This is a genomic window from Flavobacterium sp. UBA7682 (genome assembly GCF_002482945.1).
Taxonomy (GTDB): Bacteria; Bacteroidota; Bacteroidia; order Flavobacteriales; family Flavobacteriaceae; genus Flavobacterium.
Genome location: NZ_DLGY01000036.1, coordinates 94,154 through 107,507, shown reverse-complemented (window position 1 = coordinate 107,507; position 13,354 = coordinate 94,154). Strand labels below are relative to the sequence as shown.

General features: G+C 35.2%; 15 protein-coding genes. 13 read left to right on the top strand and 2 right to left on the bottom strand.

Annotated elements, in window-relative coordinates; all coding sequences use genetic code 11:
• Positions 1 to 95 precede the first annotated feature (95 nt).
• A complete protein-coding gene (locus B3C16_RS10530) occupies positions 96 to 1,958 on the bottom strand; it encodes an ABC-F family ATP-binding cassette domain-containing protein (protein WP_121313172.1) in 1,863 nt (620 codons plus the stop codon).
• Between the two features lie 136 nt (positions 1,959 to 2,094).
• On the opposite strand from B3C16_RS10530, the gene B3C16_RS10525 reads away from it, so the two are divergent.
• The 13 genes from B3C16_RS10525 to B3C16_RS10465 all read left to right on the top strand — a co-directional run bounded on the left by B3C16_RS10525 (position 2,095) and on the right by B3C16_RS10465 (position 12,184).
• A complete protein-coding gene (locus B3C16_RS10525; RefSeq protein WP_291131457.1) occupies positions 2,095 to 3,255 on the top strand; it encodes a glycosyltransferase family 2 protein in 1,161 nt (386 codons plus the stop codon).
• 112 nt (positions 3,256 to 3,367) lie between these two features.
• Positions 3,368 to 4,660, top strand: a complete 1,293-nt coding sequence (locus B3C16_RS10520; RefSeq protein ID WP_291131455.1) for a dihydrolipoamide acetyltransferase family protein — start codon at positions 3,368 to 3,370, stop codon at positions 4,658 to 4,660.
• Positions 4,661 to 4,868: 208 nt separating this feature from the next.
• Positions 4,869 to 5,393: a hypothetical protein gene (locus B3C16_RS10515; protein WP_291131453.1), complete on the top strand. Its 525-nt coding sequence runs from the start codon at positions 4,869 to 4,871 to the stop codon at positions 5,391 to 5,393.
• 233 nt (positions 5,394 to 5,626) lie between these two features.
• On the top strand, positions 5,627 to 6,397 hold the full coding sequence (locus tag B3C16_RS10510; RefSeq protein WP_291131451.1) for a 3'-5' exonuclease: 771 nt from the start codon (positions 5,627 to 5,629) through the stop codon (positions 6,395 to 6,397).
• 64 nt (positions 6,398 to 6,461) lie between these two features.
• Positions 6,462 to 7,073: a fumarylacetoacetate hydrolase family protein gene (locus B3C16_RS10505; RefSeq protein WP_121313177.1), complete on the top strand. Its 612-nt coding sequence runs from the start codon at positions 6,462 to 6,464 to the stop codon at positions 7,071 to 7,073.
• The gene (locus B3C16_RS10500) at positions 7,073 to 7,417 is read left to right on the top strand and encodes an Hpt domain-containing protein (RefSeq protein ID WP_121313178.1); all 345 of its coding nucleotides are present in this window, start codon (positions 7,073 to 7,075) and stop codon (positions 7,415 to 7,417) included. The genes B3C16_RS10505 and B3C16_RS10500 overlap by 1 nt, the downstream gene beginning before the upstream one ends.
• Before the next feature lie 239 nt (positions 7,418 to 7,656).
• Positions 7,657 to 8,907 (top strand): CinA family nicotinamide mononucleotide deamidase-related protein, encoded by a 1,251-nt coding sequence (locus B3C16_RS10495; RefSeq protein WP_291131448.1) that lies wholly within the window; start codon positions 7,657 to 7,659, stop codon positions 8,905 to 8,907.
• A 72-nt stretch (positions 8,908 to 8,979) separates the two neighbouring features.
• On the top strand, positions 8,980 to 9,216 hold the full coding sequence (rpmB, locus tag B3C16_RS10490; RefSeq protein ID WP_121313180.1) for a 50S ribosomal protein L28: 237 nt from the start codon (positions 8,980 to 8,982) through the stop codon (positions 9,214 to 9,216).
• 26 nt (positions 9,217 to 9,242) lie between these two features.
• Positions 9,243 to 9,425 carry a 50S ribosomal protein L33 gene (rpmG, locus tag B3C16_RS10485; protein WP_035126304.1) on the top strand — a complete coding sequence of 61 codons (183 nt, stop codon included), beginning with the start codon at positions 9,243 to 9,245 and terminating at the stop codon, positions 9,423 to 9,425.
• 46 nt (positions 9,426 to 9,471) lie between these two features.
• Positions 9,472 to 9,624, top strand: coding sequence for a DUF4295 domain-containing protein (locus tag B3C16_RS10480; protein ID WP_121313181.1), 153 nt, complete (start codon positions 9,472 to 9,474; stop codon positions 9,622 to 9,624).
• A gap of 136 nt (positions 9,625 to 9,760) precedes the next feature.
• Positions 9,761 to 10,714, top strand: coding sequence for a signal recognition particle-docking protein FtsY (ftsY, locus tag B3C16_RS10475; RefSeq protein ID WP_121313182.1), 954 nt, complete (start codon positions 9,761 to 9,763; stop codon positions 10,712 to 10,714).
• Between the two features lie 9 nt (positions 10,715 to 10,723).
• Entirely contained in the window at positions 10,724 to 11,995 is a 1,272-nt protein-coding gene (locus tag B3C16_RS10470) for a hypothetical protein (protein ID WP_121313183.1), read from the top strand.
• Between the two features lie 6 nt (positions 11,996 to 12,001).
• On the top strand, positions 12,002 to 12,184 hold the full coding sequence (locus B3C16_RS10465; protein ID WP_121313184.1) for a hypothetical protein: 183 nt from the start codon (positions 12,002 to 12,004) through the stop codon (positions 12,182 to 12,184).
• 1 nt (position 12,185) lies between these two features.
• On the opposite strand, the gene B3C16_RS10460 is transcribed toward B3C16_RS10465, so the two are convergent.
• Positions 12,186 to 13,256, bottom strand: a complete 1,071-nt coding sequence (locus B3C16_RS10460; RefSeq protein WP_291131443.1) for a serine hydrolase domain-containing protein — start codon at positions 13,254 to 13,256, stop codon at positions 12,186 to 12,188.
• Positions 13,257 to 13,354: the final 98 nt, after the last annotated feature.

Genomic DNA, 13,354 nt, shown 5'->3' with positions numbered 1-13,354 from the left:
TTTTTGTTACACAGAGATTCACGGAGTTTAAGCAGGGATACACAGATTTTCTCTCTGTGAGACTCATTTTTCTCTGTGAATCTCTGTGAAATAATTTATTCCATTTTGCTCGAAAGTTCAAACCAACGCTCTTCTTTAGCTTCCAGTTTTTTAATAATTACTTCCAATTCGTTGGCTTTTTTCGTGATGTCAGCGTCAGCAACTTTGCCTTCAGCGAATTGGTTTTCGATTTGCTTTTTCTCGTATTCTAAATCTTTGATTTCGCGTTCGATTTTGCTGAATTCCTTTTGCTCGTTGAAATTCAAACCCGAAGTCGTTGGGTTATTTTGTTTCCAATTCGTTTTTTCAGTAGAAACGCTTGATAAATTTTTTGGCTCAGCCGAATCTTCATACGCCCTGAAATCAGAATAATTACCGGGAAAATCTTCAATTTGTCCTTCGCCTCTGAAAATGAACAAATGATCCACGATTTTATCCATAAAATATCTATCGTGAGAAACTACAAGCAAGCATCCGGGATAATCTAAAAGAAAACTTTCTAAGACATTTAGGGTCACGATATCCAAATCATTCGTTGGCTCATCGAGTATCAAAAAGTTCGGATTCTGAATTAAAACCGTACATAAATAAAGTCTCTTCAATTCGCCACCACTTAGTTTTTCTACAAAGTCGTATTGTTTTTTGGCATCAAACAAAAAGCGCTCTAACAATTGTGACGCCGAAATGATTTTTCCTTTCGTCAACGGAATGTATTCGCCGTATTCTTTGATGATGTCAATGACTTTTTGTCCCGGTTTTGGGTTGATACCGCTTTGGGTATAATAGCCAATTTTAATCGTGTCACCAATAATTACTTTACCCGAATCGGGAAGCATAGTTTTGGTCAGTATGTTTAAGAAAGTCGATTTTCCGGTACCGTTTTTACCAATAATTCCAATGCGTTCGCCACGTTGGAAATCATAAGTAAAGTTGTCTAATATGGTTTTCTCCTTGAATTTTTTATTCAGTTTGTACAGCTCGATAATCTTGCTGCCCATACGTTCCATGTTGATTTCGAGTTCAACTACGTTTTCCTTACGACGACTTTCTGCTTTTTCCTTAATTACGTAAAAATCATCTTGGCGTGATTTTGATTTGGTCGTTCTCGCTTTGGGTTGGCGTCGCATCCACGCCAATTCTTTGACGAAAAGGTTTTGCGCTTTGTCAATACTCGAGTTTTCCATGGCGATTCGCTCTTCTTTTTTCTGCAAATAATAAGAGTAATTGCCTTTGTATTGGTATAATTTTCCGTTATCGAGTTCGATGATTTCGTTGCAAACACGTTCCAAAAAGAAACGGTCGTGCGTCACCATGAATAACGTGATGTTTTCTTTGGCAAAATAACTTTCCAACCATTCAATCATTTCTAAATCCAAGTGATTCGTTGGCTCATCCAAAATCAATAAATCCGGACGATTGATTAGAATAATTGCAAGAGACAAACGCTTTTTTTGTCCACCGGAAAGACTTTTTACTTTCAGTTTTAAATCGTCTAACTTTAGTTTGGATAAAATTTGCTTGAATTGCGTTTCAAAATCCCAAGCGTTGTGGCGGTCCATTTCGTCGAAAGCCAATTGGTATTTTTCCTCGTCTTCCGGGTTTTCCAACGCTTTTTCGTATTGTTCAATCACATGCAAAATTTCGTTATCCGAAGCGAAAATACTTTCCTCAATCGTCAATTCGTCTTGCAGATTGTTGTTCTGAGAAAGAAATGCCATTTTGATTCCTTTGCGAATGATAATCTGACCGGTATCCGGCTCGTCATCGCCATTAATCATTTTCATAATCTGGGTTTTCCCCGAACCGTTTTTGGCAATAAAGGCGATTTTTTGGTCTTTGTTGATACCAAAGGAAAGGTTAGCAAACAACGTTCTTTCGCCAAAGGATTTCGATATATTTTCTACTGAAAGGTAATTCACTTTTGAGGTATGAGTTATAAATTAGGAGTTATGTTTTAAATGAAAACTATAACTTTTCGGCAAAAGTAACTCAAATTTCTAACAATCTAAAGGCGTAGCCGTATCTAATAATCTAACAATCTATTATATTTGCCCAATGCAACTATCCGTCATCATCCTTAATTATAATGTGCGCTACTTTTTAGAGCAATGTGTTTTGAGTGTGCAAAAAGCACTTGAAAATATTGACGGTGAAATTATAGTCATCGATAACCATTCTTCGGATGACAGTTGCGCCATGATGAAACAACGTTTTCCACATATAAAACTCATCGAAAACAAAGAAAACTCGGGCTTCCCAAAAGGAAACAACATTGCCGTTAGAGAAGCCAAAGGCGATTATTTGTGTATTTTGAATCCGGACACCGTTGTTGCAGAGGACACCTTTGAAAAGATACTTAATACTCAATACTGGCAACTGAACACTGGTATCATTGGTTGCAAATTAATCGACGGTACCGGAAACTTTTTAGCCGAAAGTAAACGCGGTATTCCAACACCTTGGGTTGCTTTTACCAAGATTTTCGGGTTGTATAAAATGTTTCCGAAATCGACTTTGTTCAATAAATATTACGCCCAACATTTAGCCGAAAACCAAACCGGAAAAGTGGACATTCTTGTGGGTGCTTTTATGATAATGAAGCGCGAATTGTACAACCAATTAGAAGGTTTTGACGAAAATTGCTTTATGTATGCCGACGATATTGATTTATCGTATCGTGCTTTGTTGTTGCAAAAACAGAACTACTATTTTCACGAAACGACAGTCATTCATTACAAAGGGGAAAGTACGGTGAAAGATGCAACTTATATGAAGCATTTCAGAGAGTTTATGAATTTCTTTTACCAAAAGCATTTCAAACGCTCGGTATTTTTCAATCTCATGGCGCGTTTCGGAGCCTTTTATTTTTCGATAGTAAAAGTTTTTAAAGGAAAATCGAAGCCTAAAGTCAAACCCGCTCAATACATTTTAGTTTCTGATAATGAAGCGTTAAAAGAAAAATTAGTCCTAAAATTGCAAAAAAGTGTTGAAAGAATACCATTAGAAAACGGGAAAATAGTAATTTCGCAAACGATTTCGAAGGCAAAAAATACAGAGGTGATTTTGGATACCAACTATTTAGGTTTTAAAAAAGCCATTGTCTTTTTGGAAGAAAACAAAATCAAGTCGCTTACTTTTAAATTGTTACCAGTCGAAAGTAGCTTTATTATCGGAAGTAATAGCAGCGACGATAGAGGAGAAGTGATTATAATTTGAGAATAAAACACAAATCGTTTTGTAGTAAAAAATTATAGAATTAAAGTTAAAACCTAATTTGTTTTATTAATTTTGCAAACGAAACAACAAAATACAACTTTAGATTATCAATATGGCAAAGTTTGAATTGAAATTACCCAAAATGGGAGAAAGCGTTGCAGAAGCAACCATTACCAATTGGTTGAAAAACGTAGGTGAAAAAATCGACGCTGATGAAGCCGTATTGGAAATCGCTACCGATAAAGTAGATAGCGAAGTGCCAAGCGAAGTTTCGGGTATTTTAACCGAAATTTTATTCCAGGTAAATGATGTGGTAAAAGTAGGGCAAACTATTGCTGTCATTGAAACCGAAGGTGGAAGCGTTGCCGTTACGCCGGTTGCTCAAGAAATGGTTTCACCTGTTGCTGAAGTTTCTAAAACTGTTGAAGTCGCTGTAGCCAATGCTGCTCCGGCCGATTTTAAATCGTCTGATAAATTTTTCTCGCCATTGGTGAAAAACATTGCGACAGCGGAAGGAATTTCTGTTGCCGAATTGGAAAACATTGCCGGTTCCGGAAAAGACGGACGCGTAACCAAAGAAGACATCTTAAAATATATAGGCAATAGGCAAAAGCCATTAGCCACTAGTCAAATAGTTCAGCCAACAATCAACAACCAACAACCGACAACTCAAGCCGTTCCGGTTTCTGTAAACGGCGGTGATGAAATTGTGGAAATGGACAGAATGCGCAAGCTGATTTCCGGTTATATGGTCGCTTCCGTGCAAACATCAGCGCACGTACAATCGTTTATCGAAGTGGATGTGACCAATATCGTAAAATGGAGAGACCGCATTAAAAATGCTTTCGAAAAACGTGAAGGAGAAAAGTTAACTTTTACGCCAATTTTCATGGAAGCAGTTGCGAAAGCCTTGAAAGATTTTCCGGGTATGAATATTTCAGTAGACGGTGATTTTATTATCAAAAGAAAAAACATCAATCTTGGTATGGCCGCTGCGTTGCCTAACGGAAACTTGATAGTTCCGGTAATTAAAAATGCTGACCAATTGAACTTGGTAGGCATGGCCAAAGCCGTAAACGATTTAGGAAACCGAGCTAAAGCCGGAAAACTAAAACCGGACGATACACAAGGCGGAACTTATACGGTAACGAATGTGGGAACTTTTGGTTCAGTATTTGGAACACCGATTATCAACCAACCACAAGTGGGAATCTTAGCTTTAGGCGCGATTAGAAAAGTACCAGCCGTTATCGAAACTCCGGAAGGTGATTTTATCGGCATTCGCCAAAAAATGTTTTTGTCGCACAGTTATGACCACAGAGTTGTAGATGGAGCGCTCGGCGGAAGTTTTGTAAAACGAGTAGCTGAATATCTTGAAGCATTTGATGCGAATAGAGAATATTAGAAATTTTAATGTGGTAATACAAAAACCTTTCAAGTGTTTATTTGAAAGGTTTTTTTAGTTAAAACTCAAACTGAATCGGACCACCTTAAATACTTAAATTAAAGTTATTATTAAACCTGTAAATGTGTAAATTTTAATAGAAGTTGTGTAATAATTATAAATGATAGCAATTGTACATTTGTTAGTAAAAAATTAATCTAAAATTATCATGAAAAAACTAACTAGCTGTGTACTTTGTTTATTTACATTTTGTATTTCATTGGCGCAAGAAGTAAAGACTACAATTGTGGTTGATTCTGCTCAAGTAAAAATCGAATCGAGTAAAGCTAACATCAACGAAAAAAAATCTCAACTTAAATCGGACATTCAAGATCAAAAGAAAATCAGTAGAGAACAGAAAAAAATTGATAATAGAGCCACCGACGAGCGAAGAGAATTAGCCAAAGCTCAAAAAAAACTTAAAAAAGAGCAAAAGCAAATTCAAAAAGAAAACAGAGCGATTTCCAAAAATAATGATAAACGAAACGACGCTAAAAAAAGAGAAATTAAGCTAAATCAAAGATTAGTTAATGCCAATAAAGATTTATTTAGACTTCAAGAAAAATTTGAACAGAAAAAAAATGAGGGGAATTTGTCAGCAGTAGAAAATAGCAAGTTTGAAGTAAAAATTACCAAAAAACAACTTGAAGTTAGAAAAATAGAAGAAGATATTTTCAATTTAAAAAAGTATTAATTTAATCGCACTTTTATTATATCAACCTAAATGTTAATCGTAAGAATTTAAATAAAAGATGGATTTACTGATTAATAAATTTGAGGCACAAAAATAGTTCTAAATTCAAATAATTATAAATCAACCCTTTCCTTTTTCGAAAGGGTTTTTTTATGGTCAAATCATAAATCTTTATTAAAATATCGATAAACGGTAACTTCAATATTTTATATTTGTGAGCATAAATTTTTATAATGGAATTAAAACTCAACAGACCTATTTGCTTCTTCGATCTTGAAACTACCGGAATTGACGTGGCTAGAGACAGAATCGTCGAAATTTCAATCTTCAAAGTTTTCCCAAACGGAAACAAAGAAAGCAAAACTTGGTTAGTGAATCCAACCATTCCAATTCCACCGCAATCTACCGCAATTCATGGTATTTCTAATGAGAAAGTAGCCAATGAACCAACGTTCAAAGAATTAGCCAATCAAGTTCACAACATGATTAAAGACTCTGATTTGGCCGGATTTAATTCGGATCGATTCGATATTCCGTTGTTGGCAGAAGAACTTCTGCGTGCCGAAGTTGATTTTGATATGAAAAACCGAGTGTCCGTTGATGTACAAACCATCTTTCACAAAAAAGAAGAAAGAACGTTGAGTGCAGCTTATAAGTTTTATTGCAACGGAAGTCTTGAAAATGCGCACAGTGCCGAAGCAGATACCATGGCAACTTACGAAATTCTAAAAGCACAATTAGATCGTTACGAAGATTTAGAAAACGATATGAAAACCCTTTCTGAATACACAACCCGTAAAAAATCAGTTGACTTTGCTGGTTTTATTGCGCTAAATGCTGAAGGTCAGGAGGTATTTACATTTGGCAAACACAAAGGTGCTTTAGTCGATGAGGTTTTGGATAAAGAACCGGGTTATTTCGGTTGGATACAAAACGCTGAATTTCCATTGTATACCAAAAAAGTATTGACCGGAATCAAATTAAGAAAGTTGAACACAAAATAGTTCTCCGTTGTCAGTTCTCGGTTAAAAGCAACAGAAAACAGACATCAGACAACAGATAACAAAGATGAAAATAATCTGCATCGGAAGAAATTACGCCAACCACATCGAGGAACTCAACAACGAGCGTCCCGATGAACCGGTGATATTTTTAAAACCTGATACGGCAGTTATACCCAATAAATCGCCCTTTGTGATACCGGAATTTAGTAATGAAATTCACCATGAAGTAGAGGTTTTAGTCAAAATCAATAAAGTAGGCAAATACATTGAGGCTAAGTTCGCTCACAAGTACTATGATGAGATTGGTTTAGGAATTGATTTTACTGCGCGAGATGTTCAGAACAAGCTGAAAGAGAAAGGTTTACCTTGGGAAAAAGCAAAAGGATTTGACGGTTCAGCGATGATTGGTGCCTTTTTACCGATAAATAATTTTAATTCGGTGGAAAATATTACTTTTGAGTTGACTAACAACGGAAAAACCGTTCAAAAAGGAAATACCAGCCACATGTTGTGGAAAATCGATGAAATTATTTCTCATATTTCACAGTATTTTACCTTGAAAAAAGGAGATATTATATTTACAGGAACTCCCGAAGGAGTGAGCAAAGTCGCTCCAAACGACGTTCTTGAAGGATTTATAGAAAACAAAAAACTACTAAGATTACACATAAAATAATGGCAATAAACTACAACCTAGCGAAAGTTTACGCACTTTCAGACAACGATCCGGAGTTTGTGATGCAAATCATTGACTTATTCGTTACCGAAGTACCGGAAGATATGAAGTATATCGAAACCGGCATCAAAGAAAAAGACCACAAACAAGCTTATGCTTACGCGCACAAGATAAAACCAACGCTTGATTTATTGGGAATGTCTGTAGCATTTGAAGAAATACTTCAAGTAGAAGCTTGGACTAAAAGAGAAGGAAAACGCAAAGAAATCAACGATACTTTTGCCAGTATTCAAAGTCAAGTGGACAAAGCAATCAAAGAAATTAAAAAAGATTTCGAACTTTAAAAATTAAAAGCGACTCGAGCGATAGTGAACTGGCGAAGCAATGGTTCGGGAATTATCGGCAATGGTAATTCCCGCTTTTCGTTTCAATCTTTTTAAAAGATTTGCCTTCGCTTTGCTTCGGCGAATCCTTTAAAAAGGATTTCCTCCACAATCGGGGCTAATGAGTTATCGGTTTGTATCTTTGTAAACTAAACATGCAACCTCACCTTAGTGCCTCAGAACCTTAGAACCTCAAAAGAATGATCGCATCCATAGTCACCATCGGCGACGAAATACTCATCGGGCAAATTGTCGACACCAATTCAGGTTACATAGCCAAAGCCTTAGATAAAATCGGAGTGCAAACCCATGAAATGCTTTCCATTTCTGATGACAAGCAGCACATCTTAGACACTTTTACAGCTTTGCAAGATAAAGTCGACTTGGTCATCATAACCGGAGGCTTAGGGCCAACCAAAGACGATATCACCAAACTGACTTTCTGTGAGTATTTCGAAGATACTTTTGTTAGAAATCAAGAAGTCGAAGACCATATTGTAGCGTTGTTTGCCAAATTGAATTTTAATCCGACACAAGTCAACAAAGACCAATCGTTATTGCCTTCCAAAGCGCAAGTTTTGAAAAATAATTACGGCACCGCTGCGGGAATGTGGATGCAAAAAGGCAAAACTGTTTTTGTCTCGATGCCCGGCGTTCCTTACGAAATGAAAGGTATTGTTGGCGAAGAATTAATTCCGAAAATAGTAGCCGAATTCAAAAGACCATACATTGTTCACAAAACGATTTTAACTTATGGTCAAGGCGAAAGTTTAGTCGCGGAACGCATTGAAAATTGGGAAAACAACTTGCCTGAATTTATCAAATTGGCTTATTTGCCCAATCCGGGAAGAGTGCGTTTGAGATTAACTGCTCGAGGAGAAAACAAAGCAATTTTAGAAAAAGCTGTTCAAGAAAATGTAAACGCTTTAACCAAAATCATCGGTGATATAATTGTCGGTTTTGATGATGATGAAACAATAGAAGTAATCATCGGTAGAATGCTTGCAGCACAAGGTAAAACCATTGCCACGGCTGAAAGTTGTACTGGTGGAAAAATAGCCCAAATGTTGTCTTCGGTAGCCGGAGCTTCGCATTATTTCCGAGGAAGCGTTGTCAGTTATTCCAAAGAAACCAAAATAAATGTCCTCGGTATTGATGCTGAGCTAATTAATCAACACGATGTTGTCAGTGCAGAAGTCGCTTCGGCGATGGCGTTGAATATTAAAAAAATGATGAAAACCGACTACGCTTTGGCCACAACAGGTAACGCGGGACCAACTTCTGAAGCGGGAAAAGCGGAAGTTGGTGTCGTTTTTATTGCTTTGGCCACACCAAAAGAAGTATTGGTTGCTGAATTTAATTTTGGTCAACCTCGTGAAAAAGTGATAGATAGAACGGCAAATAAAGCGCTGGAAATATTGCAGAAAGAAATTTTAAAAAATCTGCCATAATTTTTTTGTTACTACAATATATTTTGCGTAAGTTTGCACCCTGATTTTGAATAACGATAAAAGAAAAGCATAATGTCAAGAGTTTGTGACCTTACAGGTAAAAGAGCGATGGTAGGAAATAACGTTTCTCACGCTATGAACAAAACTAAGAGAAAATTTTCTGTTAACTTAGTTAAAAAACGTTTCTATCTTGCTGAAGAAGACAGATGGATTACGTTGAGAGTAGCTGCGTCTACAATTAAAACAATCAATAAAAATGGATTGGCTGCTGTTTTGAAAAAAGCAAAAGTTGAAGGATTTATTAAATAATTCTATCCCAATAAAAATAAAGTAAGATGGCAAAGAAAGGTAATAGAATACAAGTTATTTTAGAGTGTACTGAGCACAAAGGAACTGGTTTACCGGGAACTTCTCGTTACATCACAAACAAAAACAAAAAAAATACTCCGGACAGATTAGAGATTAAAAAGTTTAATCCAATCTTAAAGAGAATGACTGTTCACAAAGAGATTAAATAATTAGAGGTTTTAAATATTTAAAATTTCATAATAAACAATATAAGTCATGGCAAAGAAAACCGTTGCAACGTTACAAACATCTTCAAAAAGATTAACCAAAGCTATCAAAATGGTTAAATCTCCTAAAACAGGTGCATATACTTTCCAAGAAAGCATTATGACTCCGGAAGAAGTTGATAGTTTCCTTAACAAGAAATAATCCAACAAACTCAATATATCAAAGCTACTTTCATTCGGAAGTAGCTTTTTTATTTTTATATTTGCTTCGCCTATTCGTCTCATCTTAAAAATGAGACTCGGGTGTCGAACAAATCCGAATTTTCAATACGTTTCCAATGAGTTTTTTCAAAAGAATATTTTCCTCCGAAAAAAAAGAGACTTTAGATAAAGGTCTCGAACAGACCAAAACATCATTTTTTTCTAAATTAACCAAAGCTGTTGCCGGAAAATCCAAGGTTGATGATGAGGTTTTAGATAATTTAGAAGAAGTATTGGTGTCTTCTGATGTTGGTGTGAACACTACATTAAAAATCATCGAAAGAATTGAAGCGCGTGTCGCCCAAGACAAATACATGGGAACCGACGAGCTCAACAAAATCCTGCGTGAAGAAATTGCCGCACTTTTATCTGAAACCAAATCAGGTGAAGAAACTGAGTTTACCATTCCGGCCAATAAAAAACCTTATGTATTAATGGTAGTTGGTGTAAACGGTGTTGGAAAAACGACTACGATTGGAAAATTAGCCCACCAATTCAACAAAGCCGGTTACAAAGTAGTTTTAGGTGCAGCCGATACTTTCCGTGCCGCCGCGATTGACCAATTGCAAATTTGGGCCGATAGAGTAGGCGTTCCATTGGTAAAGCAACAAATGGGAAGTGATCCTGCTTCGGTAGCTTTTGATACGTTACAAAGTGCCGTAACCCAAAATGCCGATATTGTAATCATTGATACTGCCGGTCGTTTGCACAACAAAGTAAACTTGATGGCGGAATTAACAAAAGTAAAACGCGTCATGCAAAAAGTAGTTGAAGATGCGCCTCACGATGTTTTATTAGTATTGGATGGTTCAACCGGACAAAATGCTTTTGAGCAAGCCAAACAGTTTACCGCTGCGACCGAAGTTTCTTGTTTAGCCGTAACCAAATTAGACGGTACAGCCAAAGGTGGCGTTGTAATCGGAATTTCAGATCAGTTTCAAATTCCGGTAAAATATATCGGTGTTGGAGAAGGTATTGAAGATTTGCAAGTTTTTAATAAGTTTGAATTTGTAGATTCTTTTTTTAAATAAGTATAATCCATGAAAAAAATTACCATTTTAGTTTTTTTACTAATCTCATTTATTGGTTATAGCCAAAAAAGTTATTCACCCGGATATTATATAGATCAATCCAATAATAAAAAAGAAGGGTTTATAGATAATTCTAATCCATACAATAACCCAGAAAAAATTTACTTTAAAACTTCACTTGAAGAAAAAACAATCGAAATTTCAATCGATAATATCAAAGAATTTAAAATCAATTCTAACTACAAGTTTGTTAAGTACACTGTAGATTATGATTATGAACAAATACAGAATAGTAATAAAATTAAAATTTTAGGTAAAGAACCAAAATTAGAACAAAAAGTAGTCTTACTTAAGCTTTTGGTTGAAGGAAATGTGTCTTTATACAAAGCAATTATTGGTGATGTTGTTTTTTTCTACGTTAAAAACAAGGATGATGTCAATCCAAAATTATTAGTTCATAGAAAATATAATCAAGATAATTCAATCAAAGAAAATAATGATTATAGGAAGCAGTTATATGATGATTTGAAATCAGATAAACTCGTCTTTAATGATTTTTTAGATATTGATTATGATGAAAAAGAATTGGTTTCCATTTTTTCAAAAGCAAATACCGAAAACAATTCTTTTGTGAATCAAAATATATCCTCTGAAATTGGAAAAAATAAACTACAGTACAAAATAATTGCTGGTACAAGTCTTTATAGAGCCAATTATACTTTTAATGACGATTATAAATTAACGCCTAAGAATGCTAGTTTTAATAATCCTATGGTTGGAGTAGAGTTTTCAAATTCTTTTGGTATAAATTCGTATCGTTCAGAGTTATTTGTTAGATTGTTTTATCAAAAAGTAAAGACTGAAGCTGACTATTTTAGTCAAGTAAGTAACGATTATAATGTACGATATACAATGAAATCAGATTTTAGTTCAATTAACGTAACAGCTGGTTATCGATATGCATTGTATAAAAAAGGGAAAAATAAATTTTATGTAGACGGATCAATTGGATTGTCAAAAGTTCTGGAAGACGATTTTAGCATTGATTATTTAGTTACCTATACAACTCCTAATCCAATCCCTTCCCCAAGTGATAAATATGTTTTTGATCAATTGTCTACAGTTATTTTTTTAAATGCAGGAGTAGGTTATGTTTTTAATAATAGATTTGGCCTGGGTTTAGAATATTCTGCTAATAAAAATTATTTAAAAGAGTATGCTCTGATAAATGGTTCATTCTCAAATATCAATTTAATATTTACTTATACTTTAAATCATTAAATTACTATGAATAAAGTTTTATATTTCTTCAGAGGAACAGCTCCAATAAAATTAATAATCATCAGTATCTTAATTGCTGTATTGAGCTATTTTATTGAAAAATCGCTACCAAGTATTTTCTTAGGATTGAGATTAATTGCTTTTCTTTTGTTTGTCTACGCTTCGATTCGCTTGCTAAACAGAAAATAGATTACTGATATAAATCGTTGATTTTATCCCATAATTCATTATCGAATCCTGATAAGGCAAAAGTTGGATTGTCAGGATTGGCTACATCTCCCATTCGGATAACTACCATTTTTTTACTTGGAATCACATAAATTTTTTGGTCGTTTTTCCCCAAAGCTGCATACATATCGCTTGGTGCATTTGACATCAAGGTGCCGTTAAATTCAAATTGACTGGTTGGCAAATGGTAAGAAGATTTTCCATTCAACCACCACAGATAACCATAGGCCTGATTAATCGGTTGAGAAGTTGTTGTAGCTTGAACAAAATAATTTTCATTTACTATGGTTGTTCCGTTCCATTTTCCTTTGTTTAAGGATAGTAATCCAAAACGAGCCATGTTTCTGCAGGTACTCCAATAAACACTTAGACCATCACCACTGTTAATCCAAGCGCCACCAGTCATTCCGATTCGGTCTCTTAATTTAGTGTTGAAATAATTGGTCCAAGTTTGTCCGCTGGCTTCGGCTACTACGTCTTGTAATTTCACATAGACATTGTGGTAAGCCCAACGTGTTCCGGCATCGGCGACATATTGTAAATTGGCAGGCTCAACATTATCACCTAAAGCATCATTCAATCCTGAATTCATAGACAATAAGTTTTTACAAGTAATCAGATTTTCTTTGGCTAATGGTGCACTTGTCCAACCGGTTCCTAAATAATCAGAGACTTTGTTATTGATGTTGAGTAATCCTTCATCTTGTGCAATTCCGGTTACCGTAGAAGTCAATGTTTTTCCGGCACTTGCCCAATACCAAGGAGAAGTTGCCGTGTGGCCGTTAAAATAGTTTTCCATCACGATTCTACCATTGACTAATATGATAAAGGATTTGGTGTTTTTTTGTTCCAAATAGTCTAATAAAGGTTGAACGGCACTTTGATTCCAGCTTAAATCTGTTATGGATTTCGTTTCCCAAGTATTGCTGCTGTCAGTTGGAGGAAAGTACATTTGTTCAGCAGAATTATCAGAATCAGAACTGCAATTCAACATAAAAAGGGACGCAAAAACGAGTAGGTATATCTTTTTCATAACTTAGAATTTGTCTTTGGACTTTAAAAGTAGTAAATAGTTTAATGTTGATAATATTAATTTTTATTTCACTCACTTTATGAACTTAAAAAATTAAA

What these genes read in the sequence shown, in the direction of transcription:
- B3C16_RS10480 (WP_121313181.1), top strand. Translation starts at nt 9,472, where the DNA reads ATGGCAAAGAAAACCGTTGCAACGTTACAAACATCTTCAAAAAGATTA.
- B3C16_RS10520 (WP_291131455.1), top strand. Translation starts at nt 3,368, where the DNA reads ATGGCAAAGTTTGAATTGAAATTACCCAAAATGGGAGAAAGCGTTGCA.
- B3C16_RS10500 (WP_121313178.1), top strand. Translation starts at nt 7,073, where the DNA reads ATGGCAATAAACTACAACCTAGCGAAAGTTTACGCACTTTCAGACAAC.
- B3C16_RS10505 (WP_121313177.1), top strand. Translation starts at nt 6,462, where the DNA reads ATGAAAATAATCTGCATCGGAAGAAATTACGCCAACCACATCGAGGAA.
- B3C16_RS10460 (WP_291131443.1), bottom strand. Translation starts at nt 13,256, where the DNA reads ATGAAAAAGATATACCTACTCGTTTTTGCGTCCCTTTTTATGTTGAAT.
- B3C16_RS10495 (WP_291131448.1), top strand. Translation starts at nt 7,657, where the DNA reads ATGATCGCATCCATAGTCACCATCGGCGACGAAATACTCATCGGGCAA.
- rpmG (WP_035126304.1), top strand. Translation starts at nt 9,243, where the DNA reads ATGGCAAAGAAAGGTAATAGAATACAAGTTATTTTAGAGTGTACTGAG.
- B3C16_RS10470 (WP_121313183.1), top strand. Translation starts at nt 10,724, where the DNA reads ATGAAAAAAATTACCATTTTAGTTTTTTTACTAATCTCATTTATTGGT.
- ftsY (WP_121313182.1), top strand. Translation starts at nt 9,761, where the DNA reads ATGAGTTTTTTCAAAAGAATATTTTCCTCCGAAAAAAAAGAGACTTTA.
- B3C16_RS10515 (WP_291131453.1), top strand. Translation starts at nt 4,869, where the DNA reads ATGAAAAAACTAACTAGCTGTGTACTTTGTTTATTTACATTTTGTATT.
- B3C16_RS10525 (WP_291131457.1), top strand. Translation starts at nt 2,095, where the DNA reads ATGCAACTATCCGTCATCATCCTTAATTATAATGTGCGCTACTTTTTA.
- B3C16_RS10510 (WP_291131451.1), top strand. Translation starts at nt 5,627, where the DNA reads ATGGAATTAAAACTCAACAGACCTATTTGCTTCTTCGATCTTGAAACT.
- rpmB (WP_121313180.1), top strand. Translation starts at nt 8,980, where the DNA reads ATGTCAAGAGTTTGTGACCTTACAGGTAAAAGAGCGATGGTAGGAAAT.
- B3C16_RS10465 (WP_121313184.1), top strand. Translation starts at nt 12,002, where the DNA reads ATGAATAAAGTTTTATATTTCTTCAGAGGAACAGCTCCAATAAAATTA.